Raw genomic sequence first — 16,434 nt, forward strand, 5'->3', positions numbered from 1 at the left:
CGATAAGCGGATTCGTCTGACACCCAGGCAAAGAGATCTCCACCAACATGCAATGTCGCCGCATTGCACGGAGGTCTCCCATGCCACGCCAATCCGATCCGCGCTTCGCTGTCGCCGCTGGCGACGAAGCTGACTTCGCATTCACCGCGCCCGCGCCTCGCAGCCTGCCCTGCCGCATGCTGCACCGCCGGGGACACGGCCACGGCGACATCCGGCCACGGAACGAGGAGCGGGCGTGACCGCCGGCGGCCAAACGCTGGCGGGCTGGCCGCGCCAGCGAGTACGGGGCGTGCAGGAACCCGCCTGGCACGACATGCCGGACATGCCGCGCCGCTGGCTATGGCTCGACGGCGCGGAGAATGCGGACCTGGAAGCCGAAGTCCGCGCCATCACCGGACGCTTCGATCATCAATGGATATGGCGCGAGACGGAACGCGAATACCAGCCACCCGGCTATCGTCACGGGCCCCTGCTGGTACCGCTGGACAAAGCGCTACTGGAACACTTTCTGGCGCACTGGGCACCCCGCCAGGCAGGCTTGCTGCTATTCAGCCGGGACGATGACGCCGGCTTGCTCGGCCACCTGCAGCAACTGCATCAGCTGATCGCTGCCGATGGCCTGCCTCTCTTCTACAGCCTCGGCGCCCCGCGCGCGCTGGAAGAACTCTGCGAGGGCCTGCCGGCCCCGCGCCTGGCCGAGACACTGGGCCCGATCCAGACCCTCGTGTGGCGCACGCCAGAGGAACAAGGCGGCCAATGGCTGTGCGCCGACAACCCCGACGCGCACGCCCCCGCACTGTCGCCCCGCCACCACGTCGCGCTGACATCCGAAGACGAGGCCGCGCTCGGCCACGCCAGCCACGCCTGGTTCATGCGCGACAACGTGCGCCATTTCACCCGGCTCCACGCCGCCTTCGCCGATCCCGCAAACCAACAGGAATTGTGTCGCCAGCTCACGGCGTTCGCCACGGAAGCGGAAAAACTCGCGCTGACCCTGGAGCGCGACGTGCGCCACTACATGGCGCTGCGCCTGGCCTATCCGCAAGCGCCCTTCGCGACCGACGCCGAACTGCGCGCCGGCCTGACACAGCGACACATGGCAGGCCTGCAGCGCCTGCATGCCCTGGAAGACCGCCTGCGCCGGATCTCACCCATCCCGGAAAAGGGACCATCGACATGACCGCCGCCACCGCGCGATGCCCCAGGGCATTGCAGCCTCCCCACGCCAGCGCCAAGCGCGTAGGCAAGGCTATCTCGCCGCCATCGTGCGAGCACGGTATCCCGCTCTACCCGCTGCGTTACGGCGTAGCCGGCAAGGTCCTCGACCCCGCCGGGAAGGAAACCCCGTTCATCGGAGAAGGCCTCGCCACGCTCAGCCTGGCCGGCTATCCCGCGCTGGTGGGCGGCAAAGGCTACGGCCTGCGCGTCCTGCGTCCGCGCAGCTACGTCTACCTGTGCTTCTTCCGGGACGGGCGCATGTGGACCCGGCACTACCAGGTCACCGACGACATCCGTTTCGCGCACATCTGGTGGACCCAGGCCGACTACGACGGCGATGCCCCCGGCCGCGCCGCACGGCCCGACGAATCGGGCGCCGTGCGCTACCTGCTGGCGCCGCACGACGCCAGGGACGGCACGGCCTTTGTGCTGGTCAGCGACACCATCCTCACCCATGCCGCCCTGTGGCGGATCGAGAAGGACGAGGGCGGGCTGCGCTCGATGCTGGCCACCGGCATCAAGGCCGCGCAGGGCGCAGGCCAGCGGCATGCCTTCGATGCCGCCTGGCTGACCCAGGTGCACGAATTGCAACCCCGCCTGCAAGGCAAGCCCAGCGTCTTCGCCTGGAGCGAGACCCGGCCCGATGCCGGCGAATGCCAGTCCATCCTCAATGCCATGTACGTGGCACGCATGCCGCGCACGGACATCGTGCCGCTGGCGGTGGTCGTGCACGACCTCGCCGGCATGCTCAGCGAACTGAACTTCCTCGTCAACGCGCGGCTGGACGAACTCAACGCCTACTCGGCCGAAGCCGGGCGCAAGCTGCGCGTGTCCAGCCTGGTCGACCAACTGGGCGCGCAGGCCGCCCGACAGGCCGAACTGAAGGCACTGCGGGACGACCCCGTCGGCAGCGCCATGCCGCCCGGCAGCGGCGGCGGCGCGGCCAATGCCGCGCGCGATCGCGCCTACCAGGCCGGCCTGGCCGCCAGGGCCGGGCGGCTCGCGTTTGCCAGGGAAGACGAACGCCTGCGTTTCGCTAAGGACCATCCCGGGCAGCGCGACCAGTTCGTCAGGCAGGTCACGGTTGCCGCAACGGACCTGTGGTCGGTGTACCAGGCGCAGAAGGCCCGCTTCGACCTGATCGTGGCAACGCACGATGCCGGCGACGACACCGCCGCGCTGGACCTGCGCTGCCTGGTCGGGCAAATCCTGCCCGGCCTGATCCAGTGCAAGCCCGGCAATGACCATCTCGCCGCGCAAGTCACCCCGGACGGTCCCGCCGGCCTGCTCAAGTACGCCATCATGGGCCACCCCGACATGGCCAAGTACGTGGGCAAGGCGGCGGGACAGGTGCGCCGCCTCGCCATCGACCCGATGCTCAAACCGTTGCAGGAACTGCTGGGCAGGCTGCCGCCCGATGGCGCCTCCCAGCAACTCAGCCTGATGATCGGCGCGCTCGTCTCCGCCGGCAGGCTGAAATCCCCGCATGCCTACTGGACCAGTGTCTACCGCCCCATCATGGAAGTACTCGATGGCGAAGTGGCCCGGCTCCACGAGATACCGCTGGACGGCATCGGCGAATGGTTGCGCAAGCAGACCGGACAGCACGGCATCAACGGCTTCCGGCCCCAGACAGCGGCGCAGGCCGCGCATGCGCTCATCGACGTCTATGACACACAGGGCGTGGCGGCGCAACAGCACGCCATCGGAAAACTTGGCGGGCGCCTGCGCTTCTGGCACAACGCCAGGATCGGGCTGAGCGGCGTGGCGCTGTTTGCTTCCGCCTATAGCGCAGGCGCTGCATTCAAGGCCTTGGGCAAGGAAGACGGCCTCACTTTTGCCCATGCGCTCGATGCCGGCGGCAAGCTGCTGGGCATCGGCGCCGGGCAAGCCGGCCTGAGCCGCGCGTATTACGAAAAGCTGCGCGATCAGGCACGGTTGCGTGGGGATACCAGGGCGGCCGAAGCGTTGGATGCTATTGCCAGGGGATTCGAGCGGTGGGCGATCGGGATTGCGGCGGGGGCGGCGGCAGTGATGGCGATCAAGGATGGGGTCGTTGGTGCAGCTGCCACCGAGCAAGGGGATGCCGCAGCAATTAGCGCTGCCACAGGTATTTTGCAGGCGGTTATCGCCGGTGTTGGTGGCCTGCAACTACTGGGCAAGTTAGATCTGATGGTAGATACGCTTGTGTACATGCAGGCCTCTCGCTTTGCTACCGTGCGAGGCCCGGTCGCTGTTGCTCGCGCCGGAAGCGGCCCCATCGGCTGGTTCCTGCTCGCAGCGGAAGCCATCTATATGGTCGGCCGCTCCTGGCACGATCACGTGGCCGACGAAGCCAAGATCACCGCGTGGATCGCCCGCAGTACCTGGGGCAACCGCAAGAACAACGCGTATTTCAGCACCACGCCCGCTCCGCCCTTCGCCGACGACGTGGAAGAACTGCGCGAGTACTACCGCCTGTTCCTGCAACCGCATATCGAAACCGACATCGCCGTGCTCAAGGTACTTGGCGCCGCCACGCCGATAGGGCAGATCATCCACGGCCCCGGGCTGCCCGCCGATGCGCGCACCATCACCGTCGCCCTGCCGGGCTGGCGCCCGCAGATCAGCCACTACAAGGTCACGCAGCAGCACGCTGCCGACTTGCAGCACCCCGCCGGCCGCATGGTCACGCACGAAGACCCGGGACAGATCAAGCTGGTCGACGGCGTGGGCTACCTGACCATCACCTCGGACACCGTGCTAGGCAAGACGGCCGTGGAATACCGGCCGAACGGCTTTACCGATCCCGACTTCATCCTGGCGGAGAGCAACTGGCTGTGAACAACCACGAAACGCCGGAAATCACGTTTCCCCCTGCCGACCCCAAGGCGGATTTCGAGCGGCAATGCGCCCTGCTCGACGAGCGCAGCGATTTCAGCCGGCTGCCGGATATCCGCTACGCAATGTATCCCGGCGATCTCTGGTTCAGCGATGACCTGTCCGACGGCGCCCTCTTCAACGAGCGCTATCTGGAGCCCGACATGCGGGGAGAAGTCAATTTCTACATGTACCTGGCGACGGGAATATTCAACTTTGCTCTGTTCACAGTGCTGGTAATGCTTCCGCTTTCGGGGGAAATAGAGAGTGGCCTGGAGTTATTGTTCGCACTCCTGAACTGCATCCCGTTCGGCCTGTTCACGTGGGGATTTCTGTGGATGGGGAGTGGCCCTGGTACGAGAGTGAGATTCAATCGCCAAGCCCAATTGGTTCATGTTACGACTTACGACAAAGGCGTCGTGTCTCTACGATGGCGTGATGTCAGACCTTATGTTCTGTTTGGCAATGACTATCGACTTCGCCTATGTTTCCCCGTCCCCTATGGCCAACTGTCACATTGGACACCCATTACCTTCAGACGCCTATTTCTGAAATGGCCTCAGATGATCGGCGGCCATTTCGATGATTCCGATGCAGCCAGCTTCGGCAGTTGCATCGAACGCCTCGAATTCATCCGCCGCTACATGGAGCATGGCTTCGACGCGGTGCAACCGCATCCCGAGGCCGTCGCGTCGGGGCTGGCGCGCAAGCCAAGCGGCTTCCCGCCCGAGCGCAATAGGCTCCTGCCCAAATGGCTCTCCCCGAGCCGATGGGCTTACTGGTTCGCCGCCGGCCCGCTGGTGGACCGCTGGCTAGCCCGCGAGGCCCGCCAGTTCCAGTGGCCCGAGGAGGTAGAACAGCTCTGCGCACCCGGTGCAGACCTGTCCGACTACGACACCACGCCGGTCAAGTCACGCACCACGGTCTACTACCGTTATGCCGGCATGGGCAAAGGCATCGTCTTCGTCGACCGCAATGGCAAGGAGATCCGTCTCGCCGGGCGGTCATCATGATGGAGGAGTCATTGCCCGTGAGCCAGACTCAGAACACGTCTTTTCCGCCGGGCGATCCCAAAGCCGATTTCGAGCGGCGATGCGGAGTGCTTGACGAGCGCAACGATTTCAGCCGGCTGCCGGATATCCGCTACGCCATGTACCCCGGCGATCTCTGGTTCAGCGATGATCTGTCGGACAGCGAGTTGTTCAATGCGCGCTATCTGGAACCGGATATGGAAGGCGAAATCAACTTCGTCGTGTACTTGCCAATGGGCGGGTTCACCTTCGCGCTGTTTTCCGTCCTCGTGCTTGCCCCTTTGTTCGGCGAAGTCAAGAGCGCGACGGACTTGCTGCTGGGACTTCTGGCCTGCATCCCTTTCGGGCTGATCGCATGGTTCTTCCTTTGGGCTGGCGGCGTCAGCGCTAACAGCAGGCAGCGATTCAATCACCAAGCACAATTGGTCCACGTCGTAACACATGACCATCGCGTCGTGCATTTGCCTTGGCGCGAGGTAGCTCCCTTCGTCGAACTCGGCACCGACTACCGACTTCGCCTCTGCTTCCCTGTGCCCTACGACCAACTGACGCACTGGGACCCCATCACCTTCCAGCGCGCGCTACGGGATCGGCCTTACACGGTCGGTGGCGCTTTCGATGTCGTGGACTCCGCCACCTTCGGCCGTTGCCTGGAACGCCTCGAATTCATACGCCGCTACATGGAGCTTGGCTTTGACGCCGTCCAGCCGCACCCCGAAGCCATCGCCGCAGGGCAAGTGCGCAAGCCGAGTGGCTTCATGCCCGACCGTAAAGGGCCGTTGGCCAAATGGTTCTCCCCCAGCCGATGGGCTTACTGGTTCGCGGCCGGCCCGCTGGTCGACCGCTGGATCGCCCACAAGGCCCGCCAGTTCCAGTGGCCCGAGGAGGTCGAACGGCTCTGCGCACCTGGTGCAGACCTGTCCGGCTACGACACCACGCCGGTCAAGTCACGCACCACGGTCTACTACCGTTATGCCGGCATGGGCAAGGGCATCGTCTTCGTCGACTGCAAGGGCAAGGAGATCCCCATGGGCAGGCAGTCGTCGTGATGGCATGCGCCGCGCGGGCCATGCAGCTCGACCGCGCGAGTCCGTGCTTACGCTGCAGCACCCCGCCCGCCCCCTCCGAGCCGCGATGTCAGCCAAACTCCGATCCCGCCCGCCCGCGGCGCCTGCTACGCTGGAATGACTCCCGGCCCGCCAGGCAGCAGAAAATGGAATCCCTCTGGACCGACATCTACGGCACCTTCCGCGCGGAATTCGCCGACGTGCCCGACATCAAGGAAGCCACGCGGATCCTGATCCGGCTCTCGGTGGCGGTGATCCTCGGCGGCCTGATCGGCTACGAGCGGGAGACGTCCGGCAAGGCCGCAGGCCTGCGCACGCATATGCTGGTGTCGCTCGGTTCGGCGCTGTTCGTGCTGGTGCCGCTGCAGGCGGGCGTGCCACTGGCCGACATGAGCCGGGTGCTCCAGGGCCTGGCCTCGGGCATCGGCTTCCTGGGCGCGGGCGCCATCATCAAGCTCAATGACGAGGGCAGCATCAAGGGCCTGACTACGGCGGCCAGCATCTGGATGGTGGCCGCCATCGGCGTGGCGGCGGGGCTGGGGCGCGACGCCACGGCCGTATTCGCCACCTTGTTCACGCTGGCGATCCTGGAAATCCTGCAGCGCTGGAAGCGCGGCTGATCACTGGTGCTCGGCCTGCTGCTCCGACTTCCGCAGCGTCACCGCAAGCAAGGCGCGGTGGCGCGTCACGGCCTGCACGACAATGTCGTCCAGGCCGGTGGCGCCGCCGCCATCCAGCAGCTCCAGCAGCGCACGCCGCATGCGCGGCTCCCAGAAACGCTTGATATGCGAGGCGATGTCCGCGAGCGCTTCTTCCCGGTCCGGCATGGCTTCGAAGAAGCTGCCGATCTGGTTCGCCATCTTGACGAGGTTGTCCGTGTTCATGCCTGTTCCGTCCTGTCCTGCAGGCGTTGGGGATGGGTATAGACCACGTGGCGGCCGTCGCGCACGAAGCCTGCCAGGGTGACGCCGGCTTCCTGCGCCAGGCGCACCGCGAGCGCGGTGGGGCCGGACACCGCGGCGAGCAGGCCGACGCCGGCGCTGGCGGTCTTGAGCACCATTTCATAGCTGGCGCGGCTGGTCACGAGCACGGCGCCGCGCGCGATGTCCTCGCCGCCGCGCGCCAGCGCGCCGATCAGCTTGTCCAGCGCGTTGTGGCGGCCCACGTCTTCGCGCACCAGGCCGACCTGCCCGTCGGGGCGCAGCCAGGCGGCGGCGTGGGTGGAGCCGGTGTGGCGCAGCAGTTCCTGGCGCGTCTGCAGCTGCGCGAAGGCGGCATACAACGCGGCGCCGCTGAAGCTGGCGCTGCTGCTGACCGGCGCCGGCGCGCGCATGACTTCCTGCAGCGATTCGGTGCCGCACAGGCCGCAGCCGGTACGGCCGGTCATGGCGCGGCGCCGCTCCCTGAAGGCCGCGAACGCTTCGGCGGCGATGCGCAGGCGCACGGTGATGCCGTCGCAGCCCACCTCGGTGTCGATCTCGTAGATGTCGCGCGGGCTGGCCACCAGGCCTTCGCTCAGGCTGAAGCCAAGCGCGAAGTCATCCAGGTCGGCCGGGGACGCCAGCATCACCGCGTGCGAGATACCGTTGTACTCGAGCGCGACCGGCACTTCCTCGGCCAGTTCGTCGGCCTCCAGCGCAACCAGGCCCAGGCGGCTGCGCCCGACCTCGAAGGTGCTATGGGTGGGCGGCTCGGCATCGCCGGGCGCCCATCCCGCGCCGGAGCGGATCGCGGTCATGCCGGGCCAGCCTCCGCGCTGGCCGCCTGCAGCAGGCGCAACTGCTGCGCGTTGAAATCCTGGTACTGGCGCTGCCATTCGGACGGCTGCGCCACCGGCATCACCTGCACCGCCGTGACCTTGTACTCGGGGCAGTTGGTGGCCCAGTCCGAGTTGTCGGTGGTGATCACGTTGGCGCCCGACTCGGGAAAGTGGAAGGTGGTGTAGACCACGCCCGGCTGCATGCGCTCGCTGACGATGGCGCGCAGCACGGTCTCGCCAGCGCGGCTTTGCACGCCGACCCAGTCACCGTCCTTGATGCCGCGCTCCTCGGCATCGTGCGGATGGATCTCCAGGCGGTCCTCGTCGTGCCACATCACGTTCTCGGTGCGGCGCGTCTGCGCGCCCACGTTGTATTGCGAGAGGATGCGCCCGGTGGTGAGGATCAGCGGGAAGGCGCGGTTGACGCGCTCGGTGGTGGGCACGTAGCGCGTGATGATGAACTTGCCCTTGCCGCGCACGAAGCTGCCGATGTGCATGGTGGGCGTGCCGTCTGGCGCGGCCTCGTTGCACGGCCACTGGATGCTGCCGAGCTCGTCCAGGCGCGCATAGCTGACGCCATGGAAGGACGGCGTGAGCCGCGCGATCTCGTCCATGATCTGCGACGGGTGGGTGTACTCCATCGGGTAGCCCAGCGCATTGGACAGCAGCACGGTGGCTTCCCAGTCGGCGTAGCGCGCCTTGGGCGGCATCACCTTGCGCACGCGCGAGATGCGGCGCTCGGCGTTGGTGAAGGTGCCGTCCTTCTCGAGGAAGGACGAGCCCGGCAGGAACACGTGCGCGTACTTGGCGGTCTCGTTGAGGAAGATGTCCTGCACCACGATGCATTCCATCGCCGACAGCGCCGCCGCCACGTGCTGCGTGTTCGGGTCGGACTGCACGATGTCCTCGCCCTGGCAGTACAGGCCCTTGAAGCTGCCCGACAGCGCGGCCTCGAACATATTGGGGATGCGCAGGCCCGGCTCCGGATTGATCTCCACGTTCCAGGCCGCCTCGAACTGGCCGCGCGTGGTCGAGTCCGACACATGGCGGTAGCCCGGCAGCTCGTGCGGGAAGGAGCCGATGTCGCACGAGCCCTGCACGTTGTTCTGCCCGCGCAGGGGATTCACGCCCACGCCTTCGCGGCCGATGTTGCCGGTGCACATGGCCAGGTTGGCGATGCCCATCACGGTGGTGGAGCCCTGCGCATGCTCGGTCACGCCCAGGCCGTAGTAGATCGCGGCGTTGCCGCCGGTGGCGTACAGGCGCGCGGCGCCGCGCAGTTGCCCGGCCGGGATGCCGGTGACCTCCGCCATGGCTTCGGGCGAGTTCTCCGGCAGGCTGACGAAGTCGCGCCATTGCTGGAACGCTCGGTCCTCGCAACGCTCGGCGATAAAGGCGTCGTCCGCCAGCCCTTCGGTGATGATCACGTGGGCCAGCGCGGTGACCACGGCGACGTTGGTGCCCGGGCGCAGCTGCAGGTGGTAGTCGGCGCGCACGTGCGGCGAATCGACCAGGTCGATGCGGCGCGGGTCGATCACGATCAATTTCGCGCCGGCGCGCAGGCGCTTCTTCATGCGCGAGGCGAACACCGGGTGGCCGTCGGTCGGGTTGGCGCCCATCACCAGGATGACGTCGGACTTCTCGACCGAACGGAAGGTCTGCGTGCCGGCCGATTCGCCGAGCGTCTGCTTGAGGCCGTAGCCGGTGGGCGAGTGGCAGACCCGCGCGCAGGTATCGACGTTGTTGTTGCCGAAGGCGGCGCGCACCAGCTTCTGCACCAGGTAGCCTTCTTCATTGGTGCAGCGCGACGAGACGATGCCGCCGATGGAGTCGCGGCCATGCTCGGCCTGGATGCGCTTGAACTGCGAAGCGGCGTAGGCGATGGCCTCTTCCCACGAGACTTCGCGCCACGGGTCGGTGATCTTCGCGCGGATCATCGGGTTGAGGATGCGGTCCTTGTGGGTGGCGTAGCCCCAGGCGAAACGCCCCTTCACGCACGAGTGGCCTTCGTTGGCCTGGCCGTCCTTGTACGGCACCATGCGCACCACTTCATTGCCCTTCATCTCGGCCTTGAAGGCGCAGCCCACGCCGCAGTACGCGCAAGTGGTGACCACGCTGTGCTCGGGCTGGCCCATGCGGATGATGGAGGTCTCGGCCAGCGTGGCGGTGGGGCAGGCCTGCACGCAGGCCCCGCACGACACGCAGTCCGACTCCATGAAGCTGCCGCCCTGCCCCGCCGTCACGCGCGAGTCGAAGCCGCGCCCGCTGATGGTGAGCGCGAAGGTGCCCTGCGTTTCCTCGCAGGCGCGCACGCAGCGGTTGCACACGATGCACTTGGAAGGATCGTAGGTGAAATACGGGTTGGATTCGTCCTTGGCCTCGGCGCGGTGGTTGGCGCCGTCGTAGCCATAGCGCACTTCGCGCAGGCCCACTACGCCGGCCATGTCCTGCAACTCGCAGTTGCCGTTGGTGGGACAGGTCAGGCAGTCCAGCGGGTGGTCGGAGATGTACAGCTCCATCACGCCGCGGCGCAGGTCGGCCAGCTTGTCGCTCTGCGTGCGCACCTTCATGCCGGCTTCGGCCGGCGTGGTGCATGAGGCCGGATAGCCGCGCCGGCCTTCGATCTCGACCAGGCACAGGCGGCACGAGCCGAAGGACTCGAGGCTGTCGGTGGCGCACAGCTTGGGCACGTTGACGCCGGCCTGCACGGCGGCGCGCATCAGCGAGGTGCCGGCCGGCACCGTGATGTCGACCCCGTCGATCTGCAGCGTGACCTGCTCCTGCGCCTCGCTGGGGGGCGTACCAAAGTCGATTTCGTTGCGTGTGTTCAAGGCGGGCTCCCGCATTTCTTCGCTGGTATCTTGCTGGTTCAGTGGCATCAGGCAGCCTTGGCGGGCACGGCCACGCCAAAGTCTTCCGGGAAGGCGTCGAGCGCCGACAGCACGGGGTACGGCGTCATGCCGCCCATGGCGCAGAGCGAGCCGCCCAGCATGGTGTCGCACAGGTCGCGCACCAGCTTCACATGCTTGACCGGCTGGTCGCCGGCGATGATCTTGTCGATCACCTCCACGCCGCGCGTGGAGCCGATCCGGCACGGCGTGCACTTGCCGCAGGATTCGATGGCGCAGAATTCCATCGCATAGCGCGCCTGCTTCGCCATGTCCACGGTGTCGTCGAACACCACGATGCCGCCGTGCCCGAGCACCGCGCCGAAGGCGGCGAACGCCTCATAGTCCATCGGCGTGTCCAGGCGCGACACCGGCAGGTAGGCGCCGAGCGGCCCGCCCACCTGCACCGCGCGGATGGCACGGCCGCTGCGCGTGCCCTGGCCGTAGTCTTCCAGCAGCTCGCGCAGGGTCACGCCGAAGGCCTTCTCCACCAGGCCGCCCTGGCGCACGTTCCCGGCCAGCTGGAACGGCAGCGTGCCGCGCGAGCGCCCCATGCCGTAGTCGCGGTAGAACTGCGCGCCGCGCGCCAGGATCAGCGGCACGGTGGCCAGCGAGATCACGTTGTTGATGATGGTGGGCTGGCCGAACAGGCCTTCGAGCGCCGGCAGCGGCGGCTTGGCGCGCACCACGCCGCGCTTGCCCTCGAGGCTTTCCAGCAGCGCGGTTTCTTCGCCGCACACGTAGGCGCCGGCGCCCTTGCGCACTTCCAGGCAGAAGCGCCGCCCGCTGCCGCGGATATCTTCGCCGAGCCAGCGGGCCGCCTGCGCGATGTCGATGGCGGCCTCCAGCATGGCGATGGCGTGCGGATACTCCGAACGCACGTAGATATAGCCGTGCTCTGCCCCGACCGCCAGGCCGGCGATGGTCATGCCTTCGATCAGCATGAAGGGATCGCCTTCCATCACCATGCGGTCCGAGAAGGTGCCGGAATCGCCCTCGTCGGCGTTGCAGACCACATACTTGACGGGCGAGTTCGCGTTCAGCACGGTCTGCCACTTGATGCCGGTGGGGAAGGCTGCGCCGCCGCGCCCGCGCAGGCCGGAATCGGTGACCTCGCGCACGATCTGCGCGCCGTCCAGCGCCAGCGCGCGTGTCAGGCCGGCAAAGCCATCGTGTGCGAGGTAGTCGGCCAGGGAGAGCGGATCGGTGATGCCCACGCGGGCGAAAGTCAGGCGCTCCTGCTTCTTGAGGAAGGCAATCTCGTCGGTGAGCCCGAGCGCCAGCGCATGCGCGCCGCCGGCGAGCAAGCCCGCGTCGAACAGCGCCGGCACGTCTTCCGGCGTAACCGGGCCATAGGCCACGCGGCCCGCCGCGGTCTGCACCTCCACCAGCGGCTCCAGCCAGAACATGCCGCGCGAGCCGTTGCGCACCAGCGTCACGGCGGCGCCGCGCGCCGCGGCCTCGCGCGCGATGGCGTTCGCGACTTCGTCGGCGCCCATGGCGAGCGCGCTGGAATCGCAGGGGACGAATACGGTAGTGGTAGTCGTAGCGGTCGCGGTGGCGCTCATGCTGGCACCTCCGCGCTGCGCTCGCAAGCGGCGAGCAGCGCGTCGAAGCGCTGCGGCGTGACGCGCCCGGCCAGCTTGCCGTCGATCATCACGGCCGGGCCGCAGGCGCACTGCCCCAGGCAATAGACCGCCTCGAGCGTGAATTCGCCATTGGCGGTGGTCTCGTGGAACGCGCAGCCGACGGCGCGCTCGGCGTGCGCGGCCAGCGCCTCGCCGCCCACCGACTGGCACGCCTCGGCGCGGCATACGCGCACCACGTGGCGGCCGGCCTTGCGCTCGCGGAAGTCGTGATAGTAGGTGACCACGCCGTGGACTTCGGCACGCGACAGGTTCAGCGCGCGCGCGATCTCGGGCAGGACCTCGGACGGCACATAGCCAACCGCGTCCTGGATCTCGTGGAGGATGGGCAGCAAGGCGCCTGGCATGTCGCGGCGCGCCGCGATGATGCCGGCGATCTGCGCGCGAGCCGGCTCGCGCAAGGCGTCAGCGGCGGGTAGGGACATCGGATCTCCTGGTGAAGCAGCACGGGCCGGCGCGTTAGGGCCGGCGGCAGACGGTGCGGCGCATTGGCTTGCGCGTCTTGCCAGGATCTGCTGCGGGGTGCGGCGACCGTCGTGCAGCCACCGCTTTATATGCTATTTTTTTCATATCTGGAGGCCGTCCGGCGGGCTTCAGCCATGCTGCACTGCCACTTCGAGCGACATCCTCCCGCTTTCAGTGCCTCTTTGAGCGGACTATAGGCAGTTGGATGCATTCGAGCAATATGCTATTTTTCACATATGATCCGCATTTCCATAGAGCCCCACCTGCAGGTCCGCGACGACGATTCCGGCGCCGGCCCGGCGCTGGACGTTTCGCGCCTGGTGACCTTGCTTGGCCTGATCGAAAGCACCGGCAGCATCAGCCAGTCGGCGCAGGCCGCCGGCCTGTCCTACCGCTATGCCTGGGGCATCCTGCGCGACGCGGAAGCCCTGTTCGGCGGCGCGCTGATCGCCAAGAGCCGCGGCCGCGGCACTGCGCTGTCGCCGCTGGCGCAGCAACTGGTGTGGGCCAGCAAGCGCATTGCGGCGCGGCTCTCGCCCACGCTGGAAAGCCTGGCATCGGAGCTGGAGATCGAGCTCAAGAAGCTGGTGAACCGCGCCGAGCCTGCGTTGCGCCTGCACGCCAGCCATGGCTTCGCCGTAGCCGCCCTGCATGATTTCCTCGATGCGCACCAGGTGCGCCACGACCTGAAATATTGCGGCAGCCTCGAGGCGGTGGCCGCGCTCGCCCAGGGTGGCTGCGACATCGCCGGCTTCCATGTGCCGATCGGCGAGTTCGAGCAAAGAACACTGGCCCGCTTCGCCACCTGGATCCGGCCCGAGACGCATCTGCTGATCCATCTGGCGGTGCGCTCGCAGGGCATCTTCGTGCGGCCAGGCAATCCGCAGCGGATCACCAGCCTGGGCGACCTGTGCCGGCCCGACGTGCGCTTCGTGAATCGCCAGACCGGCTCGGGCACGCGGCTGCTGCTGGACCTGATCCTGGAGGCGCGCGGCATCGACAGCAGCCGCATCGAGGGCTACAGCAACGGCGAATTCACCCATGCGGCGGTGGCGGCCTATATCGGCAGCGGCATGGCGGATGCGGGTTTCGGCGTGGAGACCGCCGCGCGGCGATTCGGCCTGGATTTCGTGCCGGTGCTCAAGGAGCGCTATTTCTTCGCCATCGAGCGCGAGCGGCTGCAAAGCCCGGCGCTGGCCGGCGCCGTGGCGGCACTGCGCAGCGGCAGCTTCCGCCAGGTGGTGGATGCCCTGCCCGGCTACGACGCTACCCTCACGGGTACGGTGCTGACGCTGGAAGAGGCGTTCCCCTGAGGCGGTGCAAGGCGCTCGCCGGCGACCGCCGCCGGGCGGCTATCGGGCGACCACCGGACTGCCGCCGCGCCACCATTGGGGGCCGCTTCTGCCCTGCTAGCGCAAAGCCCCGGAAGTGTCTTCCAGGCGCTCGACACGGATGGCCGGCGCCCAGGTGCCCGGCTGGTTTGGGCGCACTACCACGCCGGTGACCGTCACCTCGCGGCTGCCCAGCGCCCGGGCCTGCTCCACGGGAAGCGCGTCCAGCACCCAGACCGCGCCGTCTGCCGTGACCAGCATCGGCTGCTGGAACAGGGCGCTTCCCTTGACCATTACCTTACCGGTGAGCGCGATCACGCCCCCGGCCGGCACCGCGTGCACGCAGGCCGCCAGTACGGCGCAGAGCGCGGCGATCAGGATCAGGATGCGGTGCATGGCGTGGTCGGTGCGGGCCTGTCAGTACACCACCACCGACAACGTCGCGCCGGCCGGAATGCGCACGGTCTCGCTGAACGTGGCGCCGGTGTTGGTGCGCACCACCGGGAAGCTGCCGTAGGGCTGCAGCGTGGGGGCTACCGAGCCTGGCAGCTTGCGCGTGGCGCGGTACTTGTCCGGATCGATCAGCGGCAAGGTGAAGCCGCCTTCGACGCGGGCCGGGTAGCCAAAGCGCGCCGGCGAGGACGCCGCCGGCATCAGCGAATTGCTGGTCACGCTCCAGCGCAGCAGTTCCTGCTCGAAGCCGGAATCCGCGCGCGCAGTCTTGATGGACTGGTCGAGCACGGTCTTCGAATCGGTGCTGCTGGTGCGCGAGAGCAGGTCCTTGTAGAAGGCCAGGCCGAGCTGCCGGTCGAGGAAGCCGCCGAAGCTGCCCGATACCGAGTAGCTCTCGCAGGTTGCGCCGAAGCCGGTGAAGCTCATCAGATTGCAATTGAAATTGCCGTTGCCGTAGCTCACGTAGTCGCGAAAGCGCACGTCGCGGATCGCGTTGAAGGTGGCGTCGACGGTATAGCTGGCGAAGTCCTCCATCATCATCGCCGACATCTCCTCCAGCCAGGTATCGAACGCGTACTGCGGGCCGGCCTTGACGCCGCGGCGATAGAAATTCTGCATGTGCATGCCTTCATGCGCCATGGTCATCTTCATCGACTTCAGGCCCTCGGCGCCGCCCAGGTAGAGCGTCTCGGAATCGAGGTAGAGCGACAGCGATTCGTTGCTGCGCGCATCTGATGTGTTCTTCAGGTTGTGCAGGCCCCAGAAGTAGCCCACCGTGCCGTACGGCGTGTTGTTGTTGTCGAAGTTGAGGATGACGATATCGACCGGCTGGCCGGTGCCGGAAATCAGGTTGCTGTAGCTGTGCGGCCCCCACATCGGACCGCCCACCGAGGTCAGCATGTCATAGATGCCGCCGGCGCCGGCGAAGCCCGACGCAAGCGAATCGACGATGGTGTTGCTGATCTTGCTGCCGGTCGGGGTCCATTCCGTGGTCTCCACCCAGAAGTTGACGATGGTGCCGTCCTGGCCGGGAACGCTGCGTTCGAGCGTGGCCGAATGCCGCGTGCCGTCCGTGTGGTACCAGCTCTTCACGTCACCGATCACGGAGGCCTGCGGCGGCGGCGGCGCCATCCCGGAGAAGCTGGCGGTGTGCTTGGTACCCGCCAGCGCGGCCCAGCCCGAACGGTTGAACTCGGATATGTCGCGCAGGGTCTGCTCGTCTTGCGACGAACCCGTGGCCTGCGCGGATTGAATCGAGAGGTTGCCCACCACCGGCTGGATCACCGACAGCGACAACGCCGGCATGGGCTGGGCCGTGGCGCCATTGGTGTAGAGCAGCGTGACAGCCTTGCCGTTCACTCCGCCGATGGCCACCGACAGGTCGGCCGCGGTGCCGGCGGTGTTGGACGCCTCCCAGATTCCCGTGCCGCTGCCCGCGTAGTTGCTGCCGTCGACCGCGCCACAGCCGCTGCACGCAGGGGCCAATGCCGGCGCCGGCACCGAGGGAACCGGGACGACGGGCGGGCTGGCCGTCGCCTGGGTAGCTGGCGCATCGCCCCCGCCACCTCCACAAGCCGCCAGCATCGCGGCGGCCAGGAGTGATGCGATCACGCTGGCGCGCGCGCGGATTCCGGTGTCCGACATTCTCTTCTTGCTCCGTTTCTGGGATGGCAGCGCAGCCTCGGCGTGCGCATTGACAACGCCAATATCGGCATCC

Annotated in this window: 13 protein-coding genes; 6 read left to right on the forward strand and 7 right to left on the reverse strand. The window is 67.3% G+C overall.

Features of this window, described 5'->3' with window-relative positions; all coding sequences use genetic code 11:
- Positions 1 to 235 precede the first annotated feature (235 nt).
- The 5 genes from AC1DKV_RS04805 to AC1DKV_RS04825 all read left to right on the forward strand — a co-directional run bounded on the left by AC1DKV_RS04805 (position 236) and on the right by AC1DKV_RS04825 (position 6,795).
- Positions 236 to 1,180 carry a DUF4123 domain-containing protein gene (locus AC1DKV_RS04805; RefSeq protein WP_441612649.1) on the forward strand — a complete coding sequence of 315 codons (945 nt, stop codon included), beginning with the start codon at positions 236 to 238 and terminating at the stop codon, positions 1,178 to 1,180.
- Positions 1,177 to 4,041 carry a toxin VasX gene (locus AC1DKV_RS04810; protein ID WP_441612650.1) on the forward strand — a complete coding sequence of 955 codons (2,865 nt, stop codon included), beginning with the start codon at positions 1,177 to 1,179 and terminating at the stop codon, positions 4,039 to 4,041. Before AC1DKV_RS04805 ends, AC1DKV_RS04810 begins: the two co-directional genes overlap by 4 nt.
- Positions 4,038 to 5,090 (forward strand): hypothetical protein, encoded by a 1,053-nt coding sequence (locus tag AC1DKV_RS04815; protein ID WP_441612651.1) that lies wholly within the window; start codon positions 4,038 to 4,040, stop codon positions 5,088 to 5,090. Before AC1DKV_RS04810 ends, AC1DKV_RS04815 begins: the two co-directional genes overlap by 4 nt.
- A 17-nt stretch (positions 5,091 to 5,107) precedes the next feature.
- Positions 5,108 to 6,157 (forward strand): hypothetical protein, encoded by a 1,050-nt coding sequence (locus AC1DKV_RS04820; protein ID WP_441612652.1) that lies wholly within the window; start codon positions 5,108 to 5,110, stop codon positions 6,155 to 6,157.
- A gap of 164 nt (positions 6,158 to 6,321) precedes the next feature.
- Positions 6,322 to 6,795, forward strand: coding sequence for an MgtC/SapB family protein (locus AC1DKV_RS04825; RefSeq protein WP_441612653.1), 474 nt, complete (start codon positions 6,322 to 6,324; stop codon positions 6,793 to 6,795).
- Here the strand turns inward: AC1DKV_RS04825 and AC1DKV_RS04830 are convergent, their stop codons facing one another.
- From AC1DKV_RS04830 to AC1DKV_RS04850, 5 genes are read right to left on the reverse strand one after another with little or no spacing between them, the layout of a single operon-like run.
- A complete protein-coding gene (locus AC1DKV_RS04830; protein WP_441612654.1) occupies positions 6,796 to 7,059 on the reverse strand; it encodes a formate dehydrogenase subunit delta in 264 nt (87 codons plus the stop codon).
- Positions 7,056 to 7,913 (reverse strand): formate dehydrogenase accessory sulfurtransferase FdhD, encoded by an 858-nt coding sequence (gene fdhD / locus AC1DKV_RS04835; RefSeq protein ID WP_441612655.1) that lies wholly within the window; start codon positions 7,911 to 7,913, stop codon positions 7,056 to 7,058. The genes AC1DKV_RS04830 and fdhD overlap by 4 nt, the downstream gene beginning before the upstream one ends.
- A complete protein-coding gene (fdhF, locus tag AC1DKV_RS04840) occupies positions 7,910 to 10,765 on the reverse strand; it encodes a formate dehydrogenase subunit alpha (RefSeq protein ID WP_441612656.1) in 2,856 nt (951 codons plus the stop codon). The genes fdhD and fdhF overlap by 4 nt, the downstream gene beginning before the upstream one ends.
- Before the next feature lie 47 nt (positions 10,766 to 10,812).
- Positions 10,813 to 12,390, reverse strand: coding sequence for a formate dehydrogenase beta subunit (locus AC1DKV_RS04845; RefSeq protein WP_441612657.1), 1,578 nt, complete (start codon positions 12,388 to 12,390; stop codon positions 10,813 to 10,815).
- Positions 12,387 to 12,893: a formate dehydrogenase subunit gamma gene (locus AC1DKV_RS04850; RefSeq protein ID WP_441612658.1), complete on the reverse strand. Its 507-nt coding sequence runs from the start codon at positions 12,891 to 12,893 to the stop codon at positions 12,387 to 12,389. The genes AC1DKV_RS04845 and AC1DKV_RS04850 overlap by 4 nt, the downstream gene beginning before the upstream one ends.
- 276 nt (positions 12,894 to 13,169) lie before the next feature.
- On the opposite strand from AC1DKV_RS04850, the gene AC1DKV_RS04855 reads away from it, so the two are divergent.
- The gene (locus AC1DKV_RS04855) at positions 13,170 to 14,246 is read left to right on the forward strand and encodes a substrate-binding domain-containing protein (RefSeq protein ID WP_441643354.1); all 1,077 of its coding nucleotides are present in this window, start codon (positions 13,170 to 13,172) and stop codon (positions 14,244 to 14,246) included.
- Positions 14,247 to 14,342: 96 nt separating this feature from the next.
- Here the strand turns inward: AC1DKV_RS04855 and AC1DKV_RS04860 are convergent, their stop codons facing one another.
- Together AC1DKV_RS04860 and AC1DKV_RS04865 are read right to left on the reverse strand one after the other, a co-directional pair.
- Complete coding sequence (locus AC1DKV_RS04860) at positions 14,343 to 14,660, reverse strand: DUF5818 domain-containing protein (protein ID WP_441612660.1); 318 nt, start codon at positions 14,658 to 14,660, stop codon at positions 14,343 to 14,345.
- A 21-nt stretch (positions 14,661 to 14,681) separates the two neighbouring features.
- Positions 14,682 to 16,361, reverse strand: a complete 1,680-nt coding sequence (locus AC1DKV_RS04865; protein ID WP_441612661.1) for a M30 family zinc metallopeptidase — start codon at positions 16,359 to 16,361, stop codon at positions 14,682 to 14,684.
- Positions 16,362 to 16,434 lie beyond the last annotated feature (73 nt).

It is taken from the genome of Cupriavidus sp. 05T41 (assembly GCF_056396525.1).